Source organism: Bacteroides pyogenes DSM 20611 = JCM 6294 (assembly GCF_000428105.1).
Classification (GTDB): domain Bacteria; phylum Bacteroidota; class Bacteroidia; order Bacteroidales; family Bacteroidaceae; genus Bacteroides; species Bacteroides pyogenes.
In genome coordinates, this window is record NZ_ATZH01000011.1 from 45,582 (window position 1) to 69,518 (window position 23,937).

22 protein-coding genes are annotated in these 23,937 nt (G+C 48.3%); 7 read left to right on the forward strand and 15 right to left on the reverse strand.

Features of this window, described 5'->3' with window-relative positions; all coding sequences use genetic code 11:
* Positions 1-126: 126 nt before the first annotated feature.
* The gene (locus C234_RS0103225; protein ID WP_027324590.1) at positions 127-663 is read left to right on the forward strand and encodes a hypothetical protein; all 537 of its coding nucleotides are present in this window, start codon (positions 127-129) and stop codon (positions 661-663) included.
* Between the two features lie 61 nt (positions 664-724).
* Here the strand turns inward: C234_RS0103225 and hemG are convergent, their stop codons facing one another.
* Genes hemG through C234_RS0103245 form a run of 4 tightly spaced genes read right to left on the reverse strand, consistent with a single transcriptional unit; the run spans position 725 to position 6,808 of the window.
* Positions 725-2,116, reverse strand: a complete 1,392-nt coding sequence (gene hemG / locus C234_RS0103230; RefSeq protein ID WP_027324591.1) for a protoporphyrinogen oxidase — start codon at positions 2,114-2,116, stop codon at positions 725-727.
* A 14-nt stretch (positions 2,117-2,130) separates the two neighbouring features.
* Positions 2,131-3,495 carry an oxygen-independent coproporphyrinogen III oxidase gene (gene hemN / locus C234_RS0103235; protein WP_027324592.1) on the reverse strand — a complete coding sequence of 455 codons (1,365 nt, stop codon included), beginning with the start codon at positions 3,493-3,495 and terminating at the stop codon, positions 2,131-2,133.
* A complete protein-coding gene (locus tag C234_RS0103240) occupies positions 3,492-4,730 on the reverse strand; it encodes an MFS transporter (RefSeq protein WP_051290136.1) in 1,239 nt (412 codons plus the stop codon). Before C234_RS0103240 ends, hemN begins: the two co-directional genes overlap by 4 nt.
* An 11-nt stretch (positions 4,731-4,741) precedes the next feature.
* Positions 4,742-6,808 (reverse strand): TonB-dependent receptor, encoded by a 2,067-nt coding sequence (locus C234_RS0103245; protein ID WP_081688106.1) that lies wholly within the window; start codon positions 6,806-6,808, stop codon positions 4,742-4,744.
* 295 nt (positions 6,809-7,103) lie between these two features.
* On the opposite strand from C234_RS0103245, the gene C234_RS0103250 reads away from it, so the two are divergent.
* The 5 genes from C234_RS0103250 to C234_RS0103275 all read left to right on the forward strand — a co-directional run bounded on the left by C234_RS0103250 (position 7,104) and on the right by C234_RS0103275 (position 11,307).
* Positions 7,104-8,048, forward strand: coding sequence for a tyrosine-type recombinase/integrase (locus C234_RS0103250; RefSeq protein ID WP_027324595.1), 945 nt, complete (start codon positions 7,104-7,106; stop codon positions 8,046-8,048).
* A gap of 413 nt (positions 8,049-8,461) precedes the next feature.
* Entirely contained in the window at positions 8,462-8,959 is a 498-nt protein-coding gene (locus tag C234_RS15765) for a DUF3575 domain-containing protein (RefSeq protein ID WP_051290137.1), read from the forward strand.
* A 273-nt stretch (positions 8,960-9,232) separates the two neighbouring features.
* A complete protein-coding gene (locus C234_RS0103260) occupies positions 9,233-9,730 on the forward strand; it encodes an HU family DNA-binding protein (protein WP_027324596.1) in 498 nt (165 codons plus the stop codon).
* A 231-nt stretch (positions 9,731-9,961) separates the two neighbouring features.
* On the forward strand, positions 9,962-10,915 hold the full coding sequence (locus C234_RS0103270; RefSeq protein ID WP_027324597.1) for a peroxiredoxin family protein: 954 nt from the start codon (positions 9,962-9,964) through the stop codon (positions 10,913-10,915).
* A gap of 11 nt (positions 10,916-10,926) precedes the next feature.
* Complete coding sequence (locus tag C234_RS0103275) at positions 10,927-11,307, forward strand: hypothetical protein (RefSeq protein WP_154656390.1); 381 nt, start codon at positions 10,927-10,929, stop codon at positions 11,305-11,307.
* 24 nt (positions 11,308-11,331) lie between these two features.
* On the opposite strand, the gene C234_RS0103280 is transcribed toward C234_RS0103275, so the two are convergent.
* Both C234_RS0103280 and C234_RS0103285 read right to left on the reverse strand, forming a co-directional pair.
* The gene (locus tag C234_RS0103280; RefSeq protein WP_158330244.1) at positions 11,332-11,526 is read right to left on the reverse strand and encodes a hypothetical protein; all 195 of its coding nucleotides are present in this window, start codon (positions 11,524-11,526) and stop codon (positions 11,332-11,334) included.
* Entirely contained in the window at positions 11,523-11,720 is a 198-nt protein-coding gene (locus C234_RS0103285) for a hypothetical protein (protein WP_152532481.1), read from the reverse strand. Before C234_RS0103285 ends, C234_RS0103280 begins: the two co-directional genes overlap by 4 nt.
* Before the next feature lie 356 nt (positions 11,721-12,076).
* Between C234_RS0103285 and C234_RS15770 the strand changes: the two genes are divergently transcribed.
* On the forward strand, positions 12,077-12,268 hold the full coding sequence (locus tag C234_RS15770) for a hypothetical protein (protein WP_034537287.1): 192 nt from the start codon (positions 12,077-12,079) through the stop codon (positions 12,266-12,268).
* Positions 12,269-12,512: 244 nt separating this feature from the next.
* Here the strand turns inward: C234_RS15770 and C234_RS0103295 are convergent, their stop codons facing one another.
* From C234_RS0103295 to C234_RS0103340, 9 genes are all read right to left on the reverse strand, one after another.
* A complete protein-coding gene (locus C234_RS0103295) occupies positions 12,513-13,595 on the reverse strand; it encodes a DUF4876 domain-containing protein (protein WP_027324601.1) in 1,083 nt (360 codons plus the stop codon).
* A gap of 77 nt (positions 13,596-13,672) precedes the next feature.
* Positions 13,673-14,959: a hypothetical protein gene (locus tag C234_RS0103300; protein WP_027324602.1), complete on the reverse strand. Its 1,287-nt coding sequence runs from the start codon at positions 14,957-14,959 to the stop codon at positions 13,673-13,675.
* Positions 14,960-14,986: 27 nt separating this feature from the next.
* Positions 14,987-16,315 carry a hypothetical protein gene (locus C234_RS0103305; RefSeq protein WP_027324603.1) on the reverse strand — a complete coding sequence of 443 codons (1,329 nt, stop codon included), beginning with the start codon at positions 16,313-16,315 and terminating at the stop codon, positions 14,987-14,989.
* Between the two features lie 5 nt (positions 16,316-16,320).
* Positions 16,321-18,591 (reverse strand): TonB-dependent receptor, encoded by a 2,271-nt coding sequence (locus C234_RS0103310; protein ID WP_051290140.1) that lies wholly within the window; start codon positions 18,589-18,591, stop codon positions 16,321-16,323.
* 488 nt (positions 18,592-19,079) lie between these two features.
* Positions 19,080-19,391: a hypothetical protein gene (locus C234_RS0103320; protein ID WP_235343077.1), complete on the reverse strand. Its 312-nt coding sequence runs from the start codon at positions 19,389-19,391 to the stop codon at positions 19,080-19,082.
* A gap of 344 nt (positions 19,392-19,735) precedes the next feature.
* Positions 19,736-20,098 carry a MarR family transcriptional regulator gene (locus tag C234_RS0103325; RefSeq protein WP_027324606.1) on the reverse strand — a complete coding sequence of 121 codons (363 nt, stop codon included), beginning with the start codon at positions 20,096-20,098 and terminating at the stop codon, positions 19,736-19,738.
* Between the two features lie 104 nt (positions 20,099-20,202).
* Complete coding sequence (locus C234_RS0103330; protein WP_027324607.1) at positions 20,203-20,388, reverse strand: YgaP family membrane protein; 186 nt, start codon at positions 20,386-20,388, stop codon at positions 20,203-20,205.
* 4 nt (positions 20,389-20,392) lie between these two features.
* On the reverse strand, positions 20,393-20,710 hold the full coding sequence (locus tag C234_RS0103335) for a hypothetical protein (protein WP_027324608.1): 318 nt from the start codon (positions 20,708-20,710) through the stop codon (positions 20,393-20,395).
* A gap of 6 nt (positions 20,711-20,716) precedes the next feature.
* Positions 20,717-23,932 carry an efflux RND transporter permease subunit gene (locus tag C234_RS0103340; RefSeq protein WP_027324609.1) on the reverse strand — a complete coding sequence of 1,072 codons (3,216 nt, stop codon included), beginning with the start codon at positions 23,930-23,932 and terminating at the stop codon, positions 20,717-20,719.
* Positions 23,933-23,937: the final 5 nt, after the last annotated feature.

Genomic DNA, 23,937 nt, shown 5'->3' on the forward strand with positions numbered 1-23,937 from the left:
CTGATTCGAAAGGCGGGGAAATCTGAAAAACCGGCAAAGGTCGATAAAACTTGTCAACCCGCTGATCAGGAAGCAAAGTTTATCGCATAAAATTTCTACCTTTGCGTGAAACCAATCTTTACCGGGATGAAAAAGCTGATTCTATTCTTTATCTTGTTATGTCCGGCGGTGTATGTTTCCGCACAAACGGAAATTCCTTCCGATACCCTGCGCCGTTCTCCTTCGGCAAACATCAAAGAGTTCGGAGGCTTTCTGCTGGATATGGGATTGATGAGCGTGCTTCCTCCTACCCTCCCCAAACAAATGCAGGAGATGCCTTCGAATTTTACGAAAGACTACAACAAACTGTTTTTTCTGAATAACGATGCCAGCTATACACAAGGATTCAGCAGCGCATTTTCTCCTTTTTCTTCCGGGCTGACAGGAAGATACGGCAGCTTCTCCCCGTCGTCCGACTATCTGCAAATGGGGAGTTTCAAACTAAAGAACGGCATGCGGATAAACACGTACGGGAATTATAATTCCAAAGGATGGAGAGTGCCCGACCGCAACGCGCTTCCCTGGGAAAGGAACAAATTTCAGGGAGCTTTCGAGCTCAAGTCGGCGAACGGGCATTTCGGCGTCCGGCTCGAGGTGCGGCAGGGAACCAACATGGGGTATTGAGACAATTCGGAGACGATGCGCCATGCCGCGCCAGAGCGGGGAAGCGTATGCTTGAAGCACATCAAGACAATCCGGCGGCTACGCTCACGGCTTGGCGAATGCGGTCGGCCATACCGATTCCTCCTTTGATATTTCCCGCCAATACAAGTCCCGGATAAGCACGTTGCAACTTATCGATGGTTTCGAAACGGACGCCACTGCCGACATCGTATTGCGGGATGGCCCGGCGGTGACGGAAGATGCGCACAAGATCGGGCCGAACATCTTCGGGATAACCGAGCATGGAATGCAGCGTCTCCCTTACCATCTGCTCGATCTCCTCATCGGTTTTATCCAGATATTCCGGATGTCTCACCCCTCCCACAAAATAAGAAAACAGCATGCCTCCTTCAGGAGCGCGGCCGTCAAAGCAAGAAGAAGGAAACAATATGCCCAACACATCTTTCTTCTCGCACGAAGGAACAAGTCCACCGAAAGCCGAATGCTTCTTTCCGCCTGTGTCATGCAGACCGACAGCAATTTGCATGATGGGCGCATAATGAAGGGCGGCAATCTTGTCCATGTCTTCTTTTTCCACGAACGGCAGAATCTGCGGCAACGCGTACGCTCCGACGGTAGTCACCACTTTCTCGCAATCGATGCACTGCTTCTCTCCGGCAGCCGACAGAAAAGAGACTCTCCAACCTTGCGCGGCAGGCTCTACCGTCACCCCTTTCACAGACAAGGTTATCCGGTCGTTTCCAATCGCACGCCCCAACGCCTGAACCAAATGGCCGAATCCTCCCCGCGCCGAAAACACTTTCTTCGTAGCCAACTTGTCGCGCTCCGTCTTGGGCACTTTGGCTTTGGCTATCGCTCCCCGTATGAAACTTCCGTGATTCTGCTCCAGATTGTACAGTTTCGGAAGGGCATAACGGGTGACCAGCCTCATGGGATCTCCCGCATATACGCCCGATAAAAACGGATCGACGGCATAATGCAGAAAAGAGTTTCCCAGACGGCGACGGGCAAGCAGCCCGACCGGTTCGTCGGGATCGGTTCCTTTCGGACGAAACGGCTCGCCCAATATCCGGAACTTGTCTTTGAAACTGAACAAAGGCGTGCAAACAGCCGACAGAAGCCCTGAAGGCAACGGGCGGAACTTTCCTTTCTTCCAGATCAACCTCCTTTTGGAATCTTCACAAGCCGTCTCCAGCCGGCATTCAGGCGACAGGCTTTCGAACAGTTCGGCTACTTCGGGACAAGAGATTACCCCCGTGTTCGGCCCGCTCTCGAACGTAAACCCGTTTTCGGTATACGTCCGTATCTGTCCGCCAATGCGGTCTTGCTGCTCGAGTACCTCCACGTCCTTGTTTTTACGTACGAGTTCGTAAGCGACGGTCAGGCCGGTCAGCCCGGCTCCGATTACCACAATTTCACGACGACGTATCGAAGATGTATGTATATCATTCATAACTTGACAGAGAATTAAATGGGTTTGGAGAAAGACCGGGTAGAATGCAGCATCAGCTTATCGAGCGAAGCGGCTACGTTGCGCACGAACGGAGAACCGGAAACGGTCATTGCCAGTTGCCGCTCGTCAAACTCGATCAATCCGTCGGCGGCAAATCCCGAAAGCGTATCTTCATCGTAAGCGGTGGCGCCTTTCACCTCATCGGCAGAAAGGTGCAAACGTCCGGCAAGCTCGTTCCAATCGATCCGGTAGTTGCACATCAGGCTTTCGATCACCTCGCGGGTTATCTGCTCCTCGCGGTTCAACGTATATCCTTTGACGACGGCAAATTCATTCCGGTTCATCGAATCGATATACCTGCCGATGTCTTTCGTGTTTTGCGCATAAGCCGTATCCAACTGGCTGATGCCGGTAACCCCGAAGGCGTACACCTGTGCCGTCGTCCGGCGGGTACAATATCCCTGAAAATTGCGGTGAAGCCGGTGATTGTCCAAAGCTTCCCGGAGTTCATCGTCGGGACGAACGAAATGATCCATACCGATGGAGCAGTACCCCGCATCGTGCAACAACGAAGCTGCCTGCGTAAAGATACGGCTCTTCTCCTCGCTGGCGGGAAGTCCCGCCTTCTCGAGAATAAGCTGCCGTCTGTTCACCCAGGGAACGTGCGCATAGCTGAAAGTGACCAAACGGTCGGGAGCCAGCCCGATGGCTTTGGAGACAGTACGTGAGAAAGAATCCGCCGTTTGTCCGGGCAAACCGTAAAGAAGGTCGAGGTTGATGCGCGCACCCGTTTCACGAATCAGCGAAAAGATTTCTTCCATCGGCAGCAAAGAAGGACGCCGGTTGACTGTTTTCAATACCGCCTGGTTAAAGTCCTGCACGCCTATGCTGTATCGATTGAATCCGCAACGCGTAAGTTCCCGCCAATCTTCCCGGTTCAAGTATCCCGGGTGACATTCGATGGCTATTTCGGGACGTTCGATGGTACGGAATCCGGACAACAAATGCTCGTTCAGTTCACGAATCAACGGTATCGGCAAAGCAGTCGGGCTTCCTCCTCCGTAATGAATCTGAGAAACCAGCCTGTTCTTGTCGAGCAACGGAATCAGCAGGTCGATCTCTTTGTGAAGAGCCTTCACATATTCTTCCACTTTCTCGGGACGAGCCATCGGGAAAGAGTTGCATCCGCAATAATGGCACAGATGACGGCAGAAAGGAATGTGAAGATAAAACGAAACATGATTGTTTTCGGCTGTGTTCGACAGCTTGACGGCATCCGCATACTTCCTGCCGGAATAGGATTCGAAGTAGTTGGCGGGAGGATAACTCGTATACCTCGGGACCGGGATATTGTATTTTTCTATGATGCTTGAGTTCATTCGATTGATTTTTGATAAGAGTCGGTACGGAAGAAATAACGGATATACAACAAAGATACAAGAGCAAGCGCCACTTCAACCGAAAACAAACCTTGGTATCCGAGGCGATCGGCTATCGCGCCGCTCAGCAAGGCGACCAATATTCCGCTTAAATGGGTCAGCACGGTCTGAATGGTGAAGTCGGTCCCCTCACATCCCGGACGCACACAATCCATCGAAGTGGTATAGACTACGATGCTTGCCATCCCGTAGGCGCTCCACAGCAAAACAATGCCGACGCAGATGGCTGCCGTAGACGGATGAAACCACGACAAGCTCCAGAAGTAGACGGTAACGGCAAGCGTGAATACGGCAAAAAGAAAGCGGGCTTTGTGCCGACCGATGCGGCGAACCGCCAGACCGGCGAGAAAAGAAACGACAAAAGCCGCCGCCGTGCCCAACACACCGCTCAGCACTCCGATCTCTTTCATCGAATAGCCCAGATCCACCAGATAGGGACGAAGGACCGAAAGTATGCCGATAAGACTCGAATAGTAGAGCACAAGAAATCCGATCTGCGGCCAGATGCTGCGGCGGGCAAAGAACCATATGAAATCGATAAGCCGCGCTCTGCGCGAAAGTTCTTTGGGCGCTATGCGTATCTTCTTGTTCAACAACAAGGGGATGACGGCGATAAGGACAAATATGCTCAGGCAGGGAAGCACGACATTCCATCCGTAATGCTGCAACACGAGCAGCAACACTCCTCCCCCGATGAGCGTTCCGCCGAAACTGCCCATCGACTGCATGCTGTTGACCATGCTTTTATCCTGTTTGCTGAAAGAAAGCACAGCCAGCGCATCGGTCGCTATATCCTGAGTGGCGGAGGCCACGAGGGAAAGAAAGACAAGCAGCAGAATAAAATAGAAGTCGGATTCGAGATGAAGCAGGCCTGCCAACAGGATCAGCACGGCATATACGATTTCGGAAGCAATGATAAATTTCTTGTAATCGCCGACCGTAATACATTGACGGTCGACCACCGGCGACCATACGAACTTCAATATCCACGGCAGCTTGATAATTTGCAGCATCGCGATGGACGAAAGCGAGTAATCCGCCTGACGCATCATCACCTGTATGGCGGTGGAGAAAAAGCTCATCGGGATGGCTTGGGCAATATACAGGCAGAAGAAAGTACCCAGACCGAATACTTTCTCCCGCGAATGGCACATGGCAGTCAGATTCATTCTCATTGGCGCCTTGTTTACAGATCGACAATGAGCGATACGCCTGCACTGCGAGGCTTGCCTCCCTGCGCATAGCCTCCCGCCCTGAGCCGTGTATAATAACTCAGATAGAAAGTATCCGTCAGATTCTTGCCCCATAGCTCGCAAGTAAAGCGTCCTTTGGATGCGCTGACCTTGGCATTCAGCAGGCCATAGAAGTCTTGCCGAACATCGTTCGTCTCGTTCCAGTAGAGCGGCCCGGCTCCCGTAAAATTGGCATTGAAAGACAAACGGTCGAATATCCGTCCTATATTATATAAGGTATAGGAGGCATTGACGGACAACGTATGTCTCGGAACCAAAGGAAGGAAGTTGCCCGAATAATCGGTCTTCGCATCTTCCATATTCTGCTGATAGGAAAGGAAACGGGCGTAGGTATAACCATAATTCACCTGCACGGCAAAGTTCCGCAACGGCTGTCCTTGCAGCGAGCATTCAAAGCCTTTGCTATCGGAATGCCCGGCATTTCGGGTGACATTCCCCCGCGGTATCCGCTGATCGTACTGCTGGTCTCTCCAGTCGACATAGAAGATGGCTGCCTCGGCGGTAAGCCTGTTGTCGAACAAGGAGGTCTTCGCTCCGATCTCGTAATTCCAGTTATATTCCGGTTTGAAAGTAAATTCATCGTCCTGCGTGAACGTGACGTTGAACCCGCCTGCCTTGTACCCCTTCGAAACGCTTGCATACGCCATGCCGGAGGCTGGAAAAATGTATTGCAACGAAAACTTGGGAGTGAGCTGGCTGAAATGAAGCTTGCTGTCTACCCGCTGTGTTTCTTTCCGTTCTCCTCCGAACGGATGCTTGTAGGCTGCGTAATGATCCGAAGCATGCTCGTAATCGTAGCGCACTCCCACCGAAGCCGAGAGGCCTGCGTAGATGTCATACGTGGACTGATGGTAGAAAGCAATGCCGGTGGTGGGAATATCGTAGTATTTAGGCGTACTGTATCCCTGCGCCAGAAAGCTGACCTCCACCCGGTTATCCACCTTTTGATAGAAGGCAAAGAGTCCGGCTATCCAGCGATAACGGCTTTCATTGTTCGATTTGAACGTAAACTCCTGACTGTACATATTCTGCTTCAGGCGGGTATCGGCAAAGTATAAAGATTCCGGCGTAAAATCCTGATCAACCCCCAATTTCCCGTCGATGTACTGGTAAGCCGTCTGGCTGTTGAAGCTGAATTTCTCTCCTTCATAGCGGAAGTTCAAGCCCGAAGCCAGCAGATTCCGTCGGTAACTGCTGACACTGTCGTAGTTCACCGAAGAGAGTTTTTCGGTCTTCACGTCGTAAGCGCCGTACGGGAAACCTCCTTGATCGGTATAATCGTAAGCGGCGCTGAGCCGTGCCGTCCATTTGTCCGCAGGCTTCCATACCACTCCCGTGCGAAGGCTCACGTCGTCTGCCTTGTCCGCTTTCTTTCCTGTATACAGATTGGTAAAGACGCCGTCGTTGCGGTGGTAATTCCCCGTAACCGAAAATCCCAGCCGGTCGTTCAGTCTGGCATACGAAGAAGCCATCAACAGCACATCATTGCGGCTGCCGTATCCGACTTTGAACCGAGTGTTCCGGTAGTCGAGCGGAGAGCGCGTGTAAACGTTGATGATTCCGCCTATCGTGTTGCGTCCGTATAGCGTTCCCTGCGGGCCGCGAAGCACTTCCACCGTACTGATGTCCGACATATCGACATCGAAAGCCGAATTCTCGAAATGAGGCACTCCGTCTATGTACAATCCTACCGAAGGGGCACCGCGTCGCGATCCTACGCCGCGGATGTAAATGGGCGAACCTTGCTTGGAACCGTAATCAGGCATGTAAAAGTTGGGAAGCATGGCACTCAACTCTTTGATTCCCCGCACCTCATTCTCCCTCAGAAAGCGGCCGTTGATGGAAGAAACCGATAGCGGCGAACGGTTCAACTTATCTTGTTTAAAACCTACCACCGTCACTTCTTCCAAAGCAATCTTCTTAACAGCTACGGTATCGAGGTCGGTGGCAGAAAGCCCGGAAGGCAGTAAAAAAAGAGCGGAACAAATAAACTGTTTCATCATATACTCATCAAATTTCCCGCAAAATTAAAGGTTGACCGCCTTGTACGCAATCCTCATTTCTTAGGATTTTGAAATGATTATTAGCACACACATACGCATAAAATTAAATTCTATATTCTAAAACTTATATACTATAATTATTAGTCTTCAATATAATATTATCCATTATGTAATCAAAAATATATTATATTTGTATATAATTATTCATACATCATCCAAAACCTATCAAAACAAAGATGACAAGTAAAACAAAGAGAGAGAAAGAAACAATAATTATCAACATTAAAAAACAATGAAAAAGAAACAGAGAAGAAACGATTTGATTGGTTTTATGCATGAACTTATATCCCATTTGCATGCAGAAGGACGCTACGGCACCGCACATGTGTATCGGAGCACGTTGAGACGCATCATCGAGTTTGAAGGAGGACGCAAAGAAATCCCTCTTACAAACGTTACCACCTGTTGGCTGAATGCCTTTCAAAATTATCTTTTGAGTCGGGGAGCCGGTTCCAACACCATATCCACATACATACGCATGCTACGGGCTACCTACAACCGAGCCGTACAAAAAGGAATGGCTCCCTATATTCCATTCTTGTTCAATAAGGTGCATACCGGAGTAGAACGTGGAAAGAGCCGTGCCCTATCAGTGGAAATGATGCGCCGAATTATGAAACCGGACCGTGAATTGCCTCCGGAGCTGGAAGACGCACGTTCCCTGTTTGTATTGCTTTTCATGCTCAGGGGGCTTTGTTTCGTAGATTTGTTTTTCCTACAAAGAAACAACCTCCAAGGAAATGTCTTGCGGTACCGACGCCACAAGACAGGTCGTTCTCTACGTATAGAAGCCGGTCCCGAAGCCATGGAGATCATCGATAAGCATGCCGGCGGGGCTGCCGGAAGCGAGCGCTTGTTCTCCCTGTCAGGCACAGCCAAAGGTATGGAATACCACCGATATCAAAGTGCCCTCAGAACATTCAACAAAAGACTCAAACAACTTTCCCGGCATTTGGAACTGGGAGTGAATCTAAGCACATACTGCGCCCGCCACAGTTGGGCTACCATCGCGAACTTTTGCCACTACGACAAAACGTTGATCTGCAATGCCATGGGGCATTCATCCCTTAAAGTGACGGAAACATATTTCCAAGAATTCAGGGATGAAGAGATAAATAGGATGAACCGGGGGATTATTTCATATATAATGCAGGGAGAGCGAAAAATAAGAGCCTGAATCGTATAAAAAAAATCTGATATTTTGAAAAAAAACGATTAAAAGCTATTGTTACTTGGTAGGTAACGGAATCCATTTCAATGCTGCAAAAATAAGCATTTACTTTGATTATCATAAAATTTTTTCTTTTTTTTTCGTAAAACATAAAAAATATATTATATGACTTTCTATAACCCTAAAAAAAAGAGTATAACAGAGCCATCCATATCCCTTAATATGGAGTACAGAAAAACACATTCAAGTTGCAAAACGGAAATATTATATCCTTTTTTTGTGAGCAAACCTTCTTAAAAACTTTTCATAAAAGCTTTTCCAACTGTTTCCGTTACCTACCAAGTAACGGAAACTTTCAGCAACATAGACATAAGTATAGGTAACGAGCGGAATTTCTCCTGCTCCAAAGGTTGAATCTTATGAATAAAAAAAAATTTTTCCTACTTGTATTCCTACTGTGCCTGCTTTTTCCTAAATTCTCCATGGCACAATTCGATTTGGTACATACTAATTTAACGGGGTTGTCAACTGGCAAGCAAGACATAGAAGATTCCATATTTTTTTCGATGCGATGGTCTGCCCATCTCCCCGTACAATATAACCCATTCAACCCTTGGGGAGATGCCAAGCTGAAAGACCTCACCCTTGCTCCGGACATCCGCTACTGGATGAGAGAAGCTTATGCAGGCGGTTGTTGCTTCGGCTGCACGATATCTTTTCCCTGTATAATGCCGGAGGTGTTTTCGGGCACCGTTACCGGTATGAGAGGACTGCATGAGACAGAGGTATTTCCGCAGGATGGGCCCGCCCCCTTTCGAGGAGATGGAACCTCGAGTTCGAACTCTGAGGTAGTATTATATAGGCCGATTGGAAAGATTTTCAGTGCGTCCACTGCGGGAAAGAGAATGAGAGCTTAAAGAAGAGAAAATGATGATTATAATATTTTACATCTGAAAGGTGTGAATGCAGGTACCGGAAACCGGATTTGCCGAGGTACGAACTTCGAGAGTGCCGAGATAGGCACTTCGGGGGTGTCGAGGTAGGCACCTCGAGGGTGTCAAGGTAGGCACTTCGACCATGCCGAGGTAGGCACCTTGGCAAAACGGCTCTGCAAGGGGCTGTGGGGCATGTTCCAACGGAGAGAGTGAAGATGAAGTTTTATGTTTCACTTAATAGTAATAATTATTGATATGTTATTCTTTAAAAAACAGAAATCGCATCTGGCGGGTAAACCCGTCAAGCACTACCCGCAGTTAGTGACTGTGGGCAAGCCTGCCGACACGCAGGAAGTGGCGCGCCGCATTGCGCGCGAGAGTACTTTATCGCCGGCGGACGTGCACGCCGTTGTCCGCGCGTTGCCGGAAGTGATGTCGCAAATCATGTCCGAAGGACGAAGCGTAAGCCTTGACGGGCTGGGTTCGTTCCGCTATGCAGGGGTGGTAGGCAAAACGGTAGACCGTGCCGAGGACGTGAACGCAGACCTTTTCAAAGGGATACGCGTGCGCTTTACTCCCGCGCGTGAACGGAAGGACCTCGGGACGGGATACACCCGGGCACTGGTGAGTGACATCAGCTTTGCCGAGTGGCAGGGAAAACCGTCGAAGAAAAAGCCCGGAACCGGAGGCGGCAGTTCCTCGCCGGGAGGAGGTTCCGGCGGACACGGCGAGGCTCCCGACCCGGGCGCATAAAAGGCGGGCTTGCAGGGTACAGAATCCTGCAAGACGTTTTCATCCGTGAAATCTGTGAAACAGCTGCGGTGTTGCCCGGAACTTTCCTCTCCTCTCCTTTTGCCTCATAACATGTTGTGTACTCACACTCCCGATGCCGGAATTTCCGGAGAGGTAAAGGAAAACAAGGGAATTTCCGGCAACACCACAGAGCAAATTTAAAAGGGGCACCGGTCAAACTTAAAAGAACCTATGAACAAACTACATGCTTTCCTCGCTATATTTCTCTTGTCCGCCCTCTGCGGATGCCGGAGTAAAAAAGAAGAAGAAACGGAAATAGAAAACCGTTACATACAACTGCTACATGCTCTTGTGACAGACGACACGCCTGCCCTCCGCCGTGAACAGCATTACATAACGGACACACTCCCGCCCGACACGCTCCTCGCCTTTCCACACAGAGACGACTACATGCGTGTATGGGCAGATTCGTACATCTTATACGACGCAGTGATGAAAGCGGAGAAACCCGAGGTGGCAACCACTCTTGCTTCCGAACGTTTCTGCACCGATATGAAACGCCTTGCCGCCCGGCTGATCGGCGCAGGCAGGCGGCGGTGTGCGGAAGAGATGTTGCGCCCTGTGGCGGAATGCTTGTCGGAGCATGGCATGAACGATGCGGCAGCAGTTACCGCCGCCGCATGCATGGGCATCGATGCCGACCCTGCCCATCCGGGTGACATTGCCCGCCGTCTGCTCACCCGCCTGCTGCTTGTGGGGAAGAAGGCTCCCTGTTTGTCTCGCACCGCCCCATCGGTCTCGGCGGGGTCCACGTTGTTGCTGTTTTATGAGACGGATTGTCCCGGCTGCGAATCCGTTCTGCGGGACTTGTGCGGATTCTATGCCACCCTTAAAGGAATAGGCATTCGTGTGATTTCCATCGCTTCGGACGAAGACGAACATACATTCTCTTCCCGTGCCGCCTCATTGCCTTGGGCTACGAAATTGCATGATTCCCGTGGTTTCCGCAGTCCCGACTTCGAGGTTTACGGTGTGGCATTTATACCGACCCTTGTATTAGTGAATCCGGACGGGCGTGTGGCCGGTTCGTACTGTACGTTGGAAGAAACAGGGCTGATCCGTAGCTTGCCTGCCTTATCGCCACTTCCTGCATCGGGATGTGGTGAAAGCCGCCCGATATCCTAAAACTCAAAATCATGGATGCTCTTTTATCCCATATTGCGAACATACGCACGGAGTTGTCGATTCTCTACGCCAAGCTCCAAGTTTATTATCTCATGCAAATATTCCTCTGGCGCAAACGCGACCTGAAAAAGGCCCATCTGTTCAATGCCCGCCTGAAGCAGCTGCTGGAGTCTGAAATCGATGAAAACTCGGAGGGGGTAAGCCTACATGCGCTATGCGCCTCTTATTTGCGCATGCAGGAATGCTATGCGTACGAACTGGCTATGGTAGACCGCATTCTGGAGGAATATCCGGCTTTGTTCCTGATGGACAACGATTCCCTGCAGGCTGTTCTGGAAGGAGAAACGGAGGCTTTCTCCCGGGAAAACGCCGGAGACACGGACAGCAATTGAAAAATGTGCCAGCGGTATAAAGGATTATGTCTCTCCTTTTTCTCCGTATCGCTTTTGCAACTTATCGACATGATATATGAACACAACCGTAAGCGAATTGACCGTTACGTGCATAATGGCGCTGAACAGCAGCCCGCCGATGAGTTTGTAAAGCACCCCGACCACTACCGAAGCTCCCGTATAGGTCAGCAGTCCTGAAACAGAGAAACCCGACATCATGTGCATGAGAGCGAACAAGAGTGATACACGAGTGCCAACACACTGACGGTAAACAGCGTGTCTGTCTTTTCGCTGTTGGAAGGGCTCTCCACCTTTTTGCCTAATACAAAAGCCAATACCCCGTATTTTACCACGACCAAGCACAACACAAATAGGAGCATATAAGTCCGATTCGGATTTATCGTTTCAAACATTTCCATAAAATTATTGACTGCAAAGGTAGCATAAGTAAAGGTCGGAAAGAAATATTTTATCCTTTAAAAGGATATACTTACAGTAAAATCACTATTTTGAGGTATTGCATCCTTGCCGTGAAGGGCGTACCTTTGTTTTCGACTTTATTTAATAAAAGAATTGTCATGAACAAACCTCTCAGATACTTTTCGCCATCGCCACCCACTTCATTATACTACAACGGCAAGTACCGTCACGACACAAGGACAGTTATCATCACGATACAATAACAATCTTTCATCACGAGAGAACGACTTGCACCGGTCTCCATAGCGCGGAAACAGACTTCAGAATAATCAACTAAAAACGTAAGAATATGAGTGTGACCAACATTATCGACGATCCGAACGTAACCATCGTACAGGGTGTAAACGGCATTCGGCTTTGTGAAGAAGGCTGGATGACACAGAGGAGAAATCACAGAAAGTCCGGAGAAAAGACGAAAGAGACGATTGTGTCGTGCAACCATATGGAAGAACAGCCTTCCATCCATGCGGAAAACGGCTGACCTTGTACTTCTTTCCGCCGTTTTATCCTGCAACTCTCCTTGGCAGCATATGATGGGCTTACGATTTCTCAAGGTTGTTGTGCGGAAGATAAACGGCGAGACCGTCATTCAAACTATGTTCAAGCCACAAAGCCCGTTTCGAGAACGCTTGCATCGGTTCTCGAAACGGGCTTTGTGATTATTATTGCACTTTAAAAGAACAAGTTTGCTTTTTCAGTGAAGTTTGCGCATACGGGCTCCGGTTTTATTCCTTGGAGAGGGACGCAGAGGCTTCTACAACCTCAAAGTCGGAGGTAGAGTTATTGTCGTCCACGTATTTGTTGCCGTCGTGTTTTCTTTTCAAAGCCTTGCCGGCAGCATCTTTATCAACGTTACTACCTTTTTTACCACTTGACGCTTTTTCCTGTACCCCTTTATGTCCTTTATCTATTTTTTGGGTGACTAATGGCCATTGGAATTCACTGTTAGGACAAACGGTCACCGCATCTTCTACCCAATCATAGGGGATGGTCAGCACGGGTTGGTATGCGTTGTGATGTCCGGCATTTTTGTAAGCAACGTTTTTATAATATTTATTGGCGGCTTTCTCATCGCCTGCTTGCTTTTCTTCTTCCTGAAATGTCTTTTTTATGTTTTCCGGCTTATCGCCCAGTTTGAGCAGGGTCACGACGAAACTTGTCTTTATGTCGAAGTCTTGCATATCTTCATCTGGCGCCCACGTTCCGTTTGAATAGGTTAACTGCATCACATTTTCTTTGTCGACGATAGGCTCTTCGTTTTCGTCTTTCGTCGCCCATTGGAAGTCGGCCTTGCTTAAATCCAAAAGATGGTCGAGCCCTTTGTAAGTTTGGAGATCTTCTCCATCTTCCTTCAATTCCCTTTCTTTCTCTGCTTTATGGTCGATTGCCTTTTGGGCGACGAGCACTGACTTGCCGGGGCGCAGAGGATGCTGCGTTCCGTTACCCCCAAACAGAACCATAGTAGCTACTCCGAAGTGGGTTTTCATGAAGTTGAACTCGTCTCTGAGATCTATCCGGTTGCTGGGACTGAACACATGTACGGCCAGGGCATAGTTGTCCAGATAGACCGTCTCCGATGTGGGATTGTAAATCTTGATATATTTATCCTCATTATAAGGTATGTCATATTCTTTTTCACCATCGGTTCTGGTATAATAAGTACCGGTGTAATACACTTCCTGTATCAGGAGATGATCTATTTCCGTTTTAGACGTCGGCACAATCTCGTCGCCGTCTCTGCGGCAACTTGTAAATACGGTTAAACCGATTGTTGCGAGCAATAGCCCGCTTTTCAATAAATTCTTCATTTGTTTTTTAATTGTTTTGGTTATAAAAAAAGGTTTATTAATTTAAGTATGTTGCTTGTTCAGCCATCCGTTTCTTTCTACAAGAACCATGAGCCGAATGCTCCGCTTCCATGAATGGTCATATTGCGGGTGGCTTCATAGGCTTCTTCCGGGGTTAATCCTATTTCTCTTCCCAAGTGAACATAATACGGTTCGTTGGGGTCGGGCCGGGTGGGGTCGGTGTCGAATGTGCTTGCGTATACCTTGATGGGGATGTTGAAGCGTATCATCTCTTTCCAGTTCGACCCGGGATGGGGCGCATCATAGGGAGCGCATGTATATTTCCCGCCTCCCAAAGGCGCACCGCTTTCATCATGAGGCATAGGGGTGATTGCTTTTTGGCCTTTATCGCACTTCATGAGCCTGACGGCCAGATAAAAATAGGGAAGCAGGTTGCGTGTCCTTATGTAGGTCGCTCCGTTCTTGAGTGGAACGGGCCAGTCGGTGTATAGGGGATCTACTTCTATGTCGAACTTCATATGTCCTTTCAGCCCTACCCAATCTTGATCGTATGGCACCATGGCGCCTTCGGTTTTGAAACGCTCGAACGGGGGAAGCAACTTTTGATTGAATAACTCGCGCGTGCCGTCGCCCATGTCATCGGAAGTCCACGTATCGCGGTAGGTATATGCGAAGAGCGACCGGGTGGCTTCTCTTAATTGCTCAAAGGTCTTCTTGTCTTTGAAGAACTTTGATTCAATCATGTCCGGTTCCTCCTTTCCTCGGTAACGGACATCTTTCACGGTAAACGGCTTTCCCTTATCGTCTACATCGCTGATGGAGAAGAATACCTGATAACGCTCGGACTGTTCCAATATACGGTCGTTGATGGGTTGCCCGTTGCGGTCGTAGAAGAACAGGCACACCCCCCAGAGTTTGGTAGAGCCTCCAATGATGCGGATGTATTCGGGCCCTTTTTTCCCGGCAACCTTTTCCTGATAGGTCGCCGTGCTTGTGGTATCCACCTCTACTTTAATTCCTTTCGATGTGTTGTGGATGACCACGAACTCCTCCTGCCTCCAAGGGGCTTTGTCGTAAACCAAATTGCCATGAAACTTTCCTCCTCCGTGCGGATGCCCTTCCTTGAACATGACAAGGCACGTGGCCCAGTCTTTCAACGCTCCGTCGGGGTCCGGATTGGCCAATCCCTGCTCGGTGACAATGGGGGCTTTGTAGAGGTCGGCTGCCGTTTGCGGCATCTTTTTCCGTGTCAGGGCATTGTCTTTGTAATCGACTTCAATGTTGCCGAATATGAACTTGTCGCACGATGAGCATAATGCCGCGACACTGAAAGTCAGTACGATTGTTTTAATAATTCTTTTCATTTCAGTATATTTAGAAAATCCAACAATTTATATTCTTATCCAGGGAATACGGTTAAAGAAATTCCCGTCTCCCCAAAACATCTCTTGCATGGCCGTGTCGTCGGCTTTGGGATAGAAGCGCCGGATATCGGCCTTGCATTGTTCGTGGTCTCCATCAAGGTCGGCTATCACCCTGAAAGCTACGGGGTAATCAATATCGAAGCTGTTCCATACGGCTTGAAGCGCATTATACTTGTACACTCCACCGTTGTAATTTCCGTCAGCGGTGTTGCCGTATTTCCCCAATCGGTTGTCGTTGGCGGGAATAGAGACTCTGTTCAGAATATGGCAGATACATATTCGCATTTGGAATGTCATATCGGTTTTCTTGAACCGGAGTATGCCTTTGAATCCCAAAGCGTCGAGGGGCGCTCCGTCGTCCAGCGACCTTTTTTCTCTGAGGCGTATCACCTCGCTGCCGGAGCGAAGCCGGTTCATATCGTCGTAATCGGTCAATTCTTTTCCCAATTCCTCTTCGACGGGGTCGGTGTCACGATACTCGTAACTGAAAATCTCCGGCACTTTCTCGTTCAGACTGAAATTGTTGACGGCTTGATAGAGATTGAACGTCTTGCCCGTGGCGGGGTCTTCATACGGTTTCATTGCTGCGGGTTTCATGGAGTTTTCGACGGATTTCTCGGCCAAGCCGCCGCTATATCTCACTTTATCGGTTCGATTGTCGTCATTGAGGGCATAAATGTTCGATGCCGAAATTTTGGATGCCGGAACTCTTTTCCCGTCTCCATTCTCGCTGAAGGTATAATTGTTGTAATAAATGCTGTCCAACGACATGGGGTAAATCAGTTGCCGGCCATCTAAGGAGTAATTCTGTATGGTGAAAAAATGCTGGTGCACCAACAAGGTGGAATTGTCTTCATCATCGGGATAATAACTTGAAAACTGATAGTTGATGAGCATGCCGTTAACGTCATAATATTTCAACTCAAGACCATAGTGGAACTTCTCCGATTTGACGACGTCGAACACTTTTCTGTCAGACGTAATCACCATTTTCCCGTTATCGTCTTTTGACAGCGTTATCTCCTGAACAAGAGGGATGGGAGTCGCTTTTTCACTGTTTGCATAAGCGACATACGTATGATCACCGTTGGTCAGTTTATAGTCGGACTTGCGGGCCAACCTCAGGATGAGCTGCACCGAATAAATTTGTTCGTGTCCTTTCACATCGCGCTCTATCGAAGAAGGTGGGGCTTTCACTATTTTCTTCAACAGATTATCCACGCTCTCATCAGAGCAACCGCTCAGTAGCAGCAATATACCAAGCATCGGTAATATAAAGCGAATCTTATATCTCATCTTGTTTAGAATTTTAGAATTGTTCTGAATGTAACGTTCGCTCCTCTTGCATGCGCATAGTATCTGAAGCGGTCGGTATATTCTTTATACAGTGTGTTAAGCATGTTGTCGCCTATCACTATTATCTTCAGCTCCCTATGTCCGGGCAGCTTCATACTCCAGTCAGCCGTTCCGTTGAGCAGTGCATAAGCAGGCGGAGAGTCGGGTACCAAGTCTTTGTCGGGGTCGTAGCGCTGCTGTTTGGTTACATAAATGCCCGACAGCGAGACAGAGGCATTGTATTTTCCGTTGTGCCCGAATTGCCACTGATAGTTGCCCGACATGCCATAGCGGTCGGAAGGCATGAAAGGCAGCCACTCGTCCTTTGTGAGATTACGGGCATAAATCCACTCTCCTTTCATCGTGAAAGTGAGACCTGATAAAGGAGTGACCGCGAGCGTGAGGTCGCCTCCCGTCAGCTTTACGTTATCTTGCCCGAAAATAAACTTGGGGTATTTCCCGCTGGGGTGATTATGAAAACGGTCTGTCCCTTTTCCGATGGCGTCATAGATATAGTTGTGCACATGCTGGTGGAAGAAGCTCGGTTCAATGGAATACCATTCTGTGTGATACTTCATTCCGAACACGGCTTTGTAGCCATGTTCACTCGTCAGACTTCGGTTACCCACCACCCAATGGCTGCCGTGATGCAGCCCTGTGGCATAAAGCTCGTTGATATCGGGCGGACGCCACGACCATCCGATGTTGGCGCGTGCATCCCATCGGTCGGAGAATTGATAATGGGCGGCCAAACTGCTGGTGAAATTACTGTACACTTTGAAGTCTTTGTAGTACTTATAACTTTTCAGGCTGGTATATCCATCCACATCCATCGCCCTGAAATCGTAGCGCATGCCCAGGGAGCACTGAAGACGTCCGATTTTTGCCTGATGCAGGAAGAAACCTCCTATGGTGAGGGCTGCATAGTTAGGGATAAAAGCCGGTTGTTTAGTACCCGGATAATTGTAGTTCGATTGATAAGTGCCTGATACTCCCGCTTCGGTCGTCATATCCCACCGTTTCCATTTGGCATTCCATAACAGATCGGTTTTATAGGTAGATAGGATAAGGTCCTGCACTGGTATCCAACTGTATTTGTCTTGTTTCCGGTTCTCGAATTCCCATCTCAGATTGTCCTGATAAGAGAGGATGAGCGACAGTTTGTGCGCCGTGCTAATATCCCATTTGACGTCACCCTTCAAGGTGAAGTGTTGCACCTGCTGAAAAGGAGGGCGGATGTCGTAAGAAAATGGCTTGAACGAACTTTCGTCAGGTCTTCCTGCCTCGAAACGTGCAAGCAGTTGGTCCAAGTCGGATACCTTGCTGGCATAATAGATACCGCTTCGCGAGTAGTACAGACTGGTGTAAAGCGTCATCGTGATATTTTTGTTCTGATAGCCTGCCAAAGCCGACATGCTGATGTTGTTGAATCCGGTATTGTTCAGGGTATATTCGGCAGTTGAGTAGTCTCCGGCTTTCTGATACATACCATGTAGACGCAACCCCACATGTTTATGTCCAATCTCCACCGTGCCCGTTCCGTTATATCCACGGGCATTGCTGTCGTAGCCCATGTTGACGGTTCCTCCGGCTTTGAGGTGTTGATGTCCATAGGGAAGAGCAGCCTGATTGAGCAGCACCACGCCTCCCATCGCTCCATACCCGTAGCGTATGGACTCGGCTCCTTTTACCACCTCTATCATGTTGGCTCCACTGTAATCTATTTCTGGCGCATGATCTTCGCCCCAGCTCTGACTCTCCAAGCGTACGCCGTCGTTCAGCAGAAGAATGCGGCTGCTGTGCATGCCCTGAATGACAGGTTTGGCAATGGTATTCCCAGTGCTTATGGAGCTTACGCCCGGCACGGTTTCCAGCAGTTTTGCCAAAGAGGCAGAGCTTATCTTTTCGAGCGCGTCCTGCCGGATGGTGGCTGTTTGCTGCAATACCGAGGTTTGTTTACGCTGGGCAACGACCGTAACTTCCGAGATTTGTTTTATGTCCTCGTGTAGAAACAAATTGATGGTTTTCGATGCGTCTGCCCTGACAGTCGTCTCCAATGGTGCGAAGCCTATATAGTTGACTTTTACCTTGATGCTTTTGAGCCGTGTTTTAAACCGGATGACGCAACGTCCGTCAGCTGCCGTCACTCGTGGTTCTATCGCTCCATCACAATAGACCACGGCTCCCGCAATCGGCTCGCAGCTACCCTCTTGCATCACTCTGAATGTTTGTCTCATCTCCGTTTCATCCTTCACTGCTGAGGTGGGGGGCAAAAGTCGGGCACAAACATTACCAGAAGCAAAGGATAGCATGAGCATTATAAACAGCACTTTACTTTTTATTTTGTAAAATACTGCAAAAAGATTCTTCTTCATATAAAGAGATTATAGAAAAATAAAATGTGAGTAGTTTCGGAATCGGTTTGGACTTGGGCAGCATGTACGCTTTCCTGCATACCTTCTCCTGCAAATGTTTCTGTTTTTGCAGGGAGAATGGTAGATTTTCCCCTTTCTCCGTTATTAGTAAAGACGATGTTCCAATCTCGTCTTCCGACTTTTCTCCCTTTCAGTCGCCATGCACTTCTTCATATTTTCTCCCAAAAAGAAAAATACAAAAAAGATATGGTACAGAAAAAAGAAAGGACGGAACGAAAGAAAGAGATTGCTTCCAAACCAACGATACAAATGCGGCTCCGGAAAAGAACCGCTTCAAAAAAACTTTTGTATCAAAGAGTAGGAGGAGCCCGGAGGCTGATGGTTTTATAAGAATTGCGATACTTGGCGTGTTCTGTCGAAAGGATACTCAGCACACACAACAAGATAAGAAGTACCGGTGCGGTCGCACAAGATATGGTAAGAGAAGGAGAGAAGAAAGAGGAAAGAAAGAAAATGGTCTCCACTTCGGCTTCGGAGTGTTCATGTTCTCCCTTGAATGGGTGGGAATGCGAAATAATCACGCCGTTTACCGCATGCGAGTGGGTGAACAGTGTGATGCCTCCCAAATAGGCAATGAATAGCAGAGGGAGGAACCATTTCATTATACTCCTTAGTTTCTTCAAGTTCCTATAAATTCGATTTGCAAAAATAAATCCATTTACGATAAAAAGCAAATAAATATATATATTTATGCAACTGTATATTGCAAATACCTATTTCTTGTTATTTGCGCTGAGCTGGCACAAATGGCGCATGCAAGCATGACACTTTATCCGGATGAGATAAAAGAACGAACAGATTATGGAAATTCTTGAAAATGAAACGGGAAGCAAGGGAATAAAAGAAACATAGAGAGAGCTGAAATACAAAGAGGCTGCCTCGTTATGAACCGGAATGTAGTTCAGCGCGACAGCCTCTTATCAAACAAACCAAACCCTAACTGATGCTAAAACGCATTACTTTGCAAAACTCTCTGAAGCAAATCGGACATTTCCAATTCTTCACATACGATTTCCGACAAAGCTTTTTTGCCTTTCCTCGTAAGCGAAAAATACATCTGTCTCTTGTCCACAACTCCCATCACGCGTTCTACCAACCCTTTGTCTTCAACAGACCGGATAACCTTGGAAGCATTGGAATTCGTCAGTCCCAATGTTTCGGCTATCTCGCCCGAAGAAAGCCGGTCTACTTTGGAAAGGCTGCATAGCAACATGCCTTCGTTCAAGCAAAGGTGATGCTTCTTTTCCATTTCCGATTCAAACGCTATCACGGCACGATAGATATCTCTTATTCTACACAATGTTTCCATATCTGTTTCTACTGATTTGTTTTCCGAAATAAATAGATTGACAAATATACATTTTATTTGTCCATGTAACAAATATCCTTCGGAAAACGGATACTTTGTTGTTATTATTTAACGCCTGATTTATCCAGAAAATATTCGAGCGGACAAAATCCGGTAAAAGAAGACTGCACGAGATTGACTCCTACGAACAAGGGCAAAAGCAACCATGCAGAGGATACAAAATAAGCGAGTGAGGTGCCGGCAAGCACCATGCTGCCGGCTACCAAACGGATGATATATTCTTTTTTCATTATGTTATATGAATTTTGAAAAGTTTTCTACTTCCAACACGAATCCATGAACGGGAAATAAATCTCCGCATTCCGCATTGCAATGCTCGATGCGGCGGATCGCATCGTTGACAATCTCTTCGGGAGCGAAACTGAAGAGCATGAGCGAATTGGTCTTGGCTCCCGAGGCTCCTCTTCCGAACCAATTTAAGGAAGCCCTCTCTTTACCTTTCTTATATCCGGTAATATTTACCGTACTGAAACGGACAATCCCCGCTTCGTGCAGCAAACGGGCTACACGCTCCTGATATTCGGCGATACTTAATACGACTATAAGTTTCATAGCTGTTTATTTTACTTTGTTCTTCAACATTTTGAAATACAATAACGGCACTACCACGAGGGTGAGCATGGTGGAAGTAATGGTTCCTCCCATCAATGATATGGCAAGACCTTGGAAAATGGGATCGAACAACATCACAATGGCACCCAGCACCACACCGCCCGCCGTGAGTATAATAGGTGTCGTACGCACGGCTCCGGCTTCGATGACCGCTTGCTTGAGAGGAATGCCGTCTTTCAGCCGGATATCGATAAAATCGATGAGCAGTACGGAATTGCGCACCATGATGCCTGCCAGAGCGATGAAACCGATCATCGACGGAGCGCTGAAGTAAGCTCCCATCACCCAATGTCCCAAAATGATTCCTATCAGCGACAAGGGAATAGCTGCCAGTTGCACCAACGGAGTGATGAAGTTCTGGAACCAGCCGACAATGAGCATGTATATGATGACGAGCACAAAGAGGAAGGCAAGTCCCAAGTCGCGGAATACTTCATAAGTGATTTTCCACTCTCCGTCCCATTTCAGCGAGAAGTCGTCTTCCCGTTCGGGTTGCCGGCTGTATTCTTCGCGGATACTGTAGCCTGCGGGAAGCTGTATCTTCGACAGCTCTGACGAAACATCGGTCATGGCATAAACCGGACTTTCCAAGTCTCCCGCCACTTCGGCCAATACATAGACTACCCGTTTCTGATTCTTTCTGTAAATGCTCTTCGCCTTTTCGCCTTTTGTCACATCCACCAGATTCCCGATAGGCTCGACTGCGCCCTGACGACTCACCACTTTCATACTCATCACCTCGTCGATGTTCGATTTGTCTTGTTCGGGCAGTTGAAGCATAATACCCACTTGATTGACGGTCGATGGCTGATGCAGTATTCCCACAGGCATGCCGGACAAGGCGCCACGCATATTTTCCACAATCTGCCCGGCAGGGATGCCGCGCTTCATGGCCTTATCTTTATCCACTTCGAACCGATATTCGGGCTGGTCGCTTTCTACCGTCCAGTCTACGTCGACCACGTTGGGCGTACGCGCAAGAATTTCTTTAATCCGGTCGGCTATCTCGATTTGTTTTTCGTAATCGGGTCCATATACTTCGGCCACAACGGTCGACATCACGGGAGGCCCGGGCGGCACTTCCACAATCTTCACGTTCGCACCGAAACGTTTGCCTATCTCCTGCAGGCCATCGCGCATGGATTTGGCAATGTCGTGGCTCTGCTCGCTGCGTTCTCCTTTATCTACAAGGTTCACCTGTATATCTCCCACATTGTCTCCCGAGCGCAAGTCGTAATGACGTACCAGCCCATTGAAGCTGATAGGCGCGGAAGTGCCTACATACGTCTGATAGTTGGTTACCTTCTCATTTTTGCCGATGTATATGCCCAGCTCTTTTGCCACAGCTGCCGTACGTTCGAGCGTAGTTCCTTCGGGCATATCGATGACTACCTGAAATTCGTTCTTATTGTCGAACGGAAGCATCTTGACGGATACGGATTTGGTATAGAATAGTACGAACGAACTGAGCAAAACCACCGTCAGGCCAAGCATAAACGCCCATCGTTTCTTTCTGCTCTCGAGGAAAGGCGTCGTTATGGCAGAATAAACTTTGTATATGCGGCTCTGATGCAGTTCTTCACCATTTCCCGCCTCTTCGTTGGTTGCGGATTCATCGGCATGTTTTCCCTTATATTGAAGAAACAAAAATCCGAAATAGGGTGTCAGCGTAAGGGCCACCAGCAAAGAAAATATCATGGCAATGGAAGAACCGATAGGCATCGGGCTCATGTATGGCCCCATCATGCCGGAGACAAAAGCCATCGGCAGAACGGACGCAATGACTGTAAGCGTAGCCAGAATGGTGGGGTTGCCCACTTCGTTGATGGCATACAGCGCAGCCTGCATGGGAGGCAGCTTCTTCATTTTGAAATGCCGGTACATATTTTCCGCAATAATAATGGAGTCGTCGGTAACGATACCCGTCACAAACACCAAAGCGAAGAGAGTGATGCGATTCAACGTATATCCCAGGAAATAGTAGGCGAACAATGTGAGCGCAAAGGTAATGGGAACGGAAATGAACACCACCAATCCGCCACGCCATCCCATAGCCAGCATCACAAACAAGGTGACGATAATAATCGCTATGGACAAATGCCATAAAAGTTCGGAAACTTTGTGCGAAGCGGTGAGGCCATAATTCCGGGTTACCTCCACATTCAGATCTTCGGTGATCAAATCTTTTTTCAGTTGTTCCATTTTATCGATGGCGACATCGGCAAGCTTCATCGCATCGGCGCCTTTTTTCTTTGCCACTGATATAGTGACGGCGGCATAATCAGAAGGATGCTTGGCACGGAGTTCGGGATTGGCCGATCCGAAGCCGAACGAAACATAGTTGCGGGGAACTTCGGGACCGTCTTCTACCGACGCTATCTGATGCAAATAGACCGGGTGACCGTCGGTAACTCCCACAATCGTATTTTTAACCTCTTCCACACTTGAAAAGAAGTTTCCTGTGCGAACGGAGTAAACCTTGTCGCCGCTCAATATATTACCGCTATGCATTTGAGTGTTATTGGCCTGCAAAGCTTGTACGACCGTACCGAAATCTATTTTGCTTCCGGCCATTTTGTCTTTATCCGGCAAAATTCTCACTTGCCGGCTTTGTCCGCCTATCACATTGACCTGTGCCACATCGGGAATCTTCTTGATTTCATTCGCTACCACTTCGGAGACTTGGCGAATCCGGTAATCTCCCATTTTATCGCTCCAAAGCGTAAACGACAGAGCCGGCACGTCATCGATCGATCTTGTCTTTACCAGAGGCATTGTGGCGCCTTGAGGCATACGGTCCATATTCTTCATCAACTCATTGTACAGCTTCACCAGCGAGCGCTCCACATCCTCTCCGACATAGAACTGCACGGTAATCATAGCCATACCGTTCATCGAAGTGGAATATACGTCTTCTACCCCTTTGACATTCGAAATAACTTTTTCAATCGGCTGCACTACAGTGCTTTCCACCTCTTGCGGGGTAGCTCCGGGATAACCGATCATGATGTCCGCCATGGGAACCTCTATTTGAGGCTCTTCCTCGCGCGGAATAAAATATATACTGAATGCCCCCAACATCAAGAAAGCAACCATCAACAGAATGCTTAGCTTTGATGTAATAAAGGCTTTGGCAATTTTTCCTGATATTCCTTGTTCCATAATCG

Coding starts and splice junctions, on each gene's coding strand:
- C234_RS0103225 (WP_027324590.1), top strand. CDS start 127: ATGAAAAAGCTGATTCTATTCTTTATCTTGTTATGTCCGGCGGTGTAT.
- hemG (WP_027324591.1), bottom strand. CDS start 2,116: ATGAATGATATACATACATCTTCGATACGTCGTCGTGAAATTGTGGTA.
- hemN (WP_027324592.1), bottom strand. CDS start 3,495: ATGAACTCAAGCATCATAGAAAAATACAATATCCCGGTCCCGAGGTAT.
- C234_RS0103240 (WP_051290136.1), bottom strand. CDS start 4,730: ATGAGAATGAATCTGACTGCCATGTGCCATTCGCGGGAGAAAGTATTC.
- C234_RS0103245 (WP_081688106.1), bottom strand. CDS start 6,808: ATGAAACAGTTTATTTGTTCCGCTCTTTTTTTACTGCCTTCCGGGCTT.
- C234_RS0103250 (WP_027324595.1), top strand. CDS start 7,104: ATGAAAAAGAAACAGAGAAGAAACGATTTGATTGGTTTTATGCATGAA.
- C234_RS15765 (WP_051290137.1), top strand. CDS start 8,462: ATGAATAAAAAAAAATTTTTCCTACTTGTATTCCTACTGTGCCTGCTT.
- C234_RS0103260 (WP_027324596.1), top strand. CDS start 9,233: ATGTTATTCTTTAAAAAACAGAAATCGCATCTGGCGGGTAAACCCGTC.
- C234_RS0103270 (WP_027324597.1), top strand. CDS start 9,962: ATGAACAAACTACATGCTTTCCTCGCTATATTTCTCTTGTCCGCCCTC.
- C234_RS0103275 (WP_154656390.1), top strand. CDS start 10,927: ATGGATGCTCTTTTATCCCATATTGCGAACATACGCACGGAGTTGTCG.
- C234_RS0103280 (WP_158330244.1), bottom strand. CDS start 11,526: ATGATGTCGGGTTTCTCTGTTTCAGGACTGCTGACCTATACGGGAGCT.
- C234_RS0103285 (WP_152532481.1), bottom strand. CDS start 11,720: ATGTTTGAAACGATAAATCCGAATCGGACTTATATGCTCCTATTTGTG.
- C234_RS15770 (WP_034537287.1), top strand. CDS start 12,077: ATGAGTGTGACCAACATTATCGACGATCCGAACGTAACCATCGTACAG.
- C234_RS0103295 (WP_027324601.1), bottom strand. CDS start 13,595: ATGAAGAATTTATTGAAAAGCGGGCTATTGCTCGCAACAATCGGTTTA.
- C234_RS0103300 (WP_027324602.1), bottom strand. CDS start 14,959: ATGAAAAGAATTATTAAAACAATCGTACTGACTTTCAGTGTCGCGGCA.
- C234_RS0103305 (WP_027324603.1), bottom strand. CDS start 16,315: ATGAGATATAAGATTCGCTTTATATTACCGATGCTTGGTATATTGCTG.
- C234_RS0103310 (WP_051290140.1), bottom strand. CDS start 18,591: ATGAGACAAACATTCAGAGTGATGCAAGAGGGTAGCTGCGAGCCGATT.
- C234_RS0103320 (WP_235343077.1), bottom strand. CDS start 19,391: ATGAAATGGTTCCTCCCTCTGCTATTCATTGCCTATTTGGGAGGCATC.
- C234_RS0103325 (WP_027324606.1), bottom strand. CDS start 20,098: ATGGAAACATTGTGTAGAATAAGAGATATCTATCGTGCCGTGATAGCG.
- C234_RS0103330 (WP_027324607.1), bottom strand. CDS start 20,388: ATGAAAAAAGAATATATCATCCGTTTGGTAGCCGGCAGCATGGTGCTT.
- C234_RS0103335 (WP_027324608.1), bottom strand. CDS start 20,710: ATGAAACTTATAGTCGTATTAAGTATCGCCGAATATCAGGAGCGTGTA.
- C234_RS0103340 (WP_027324609.1), bottom strand. CDS start 23,932: ATGGAACAAGGAATATCAGGAAAAATTGCCAAAGCCTTTATTACATCA.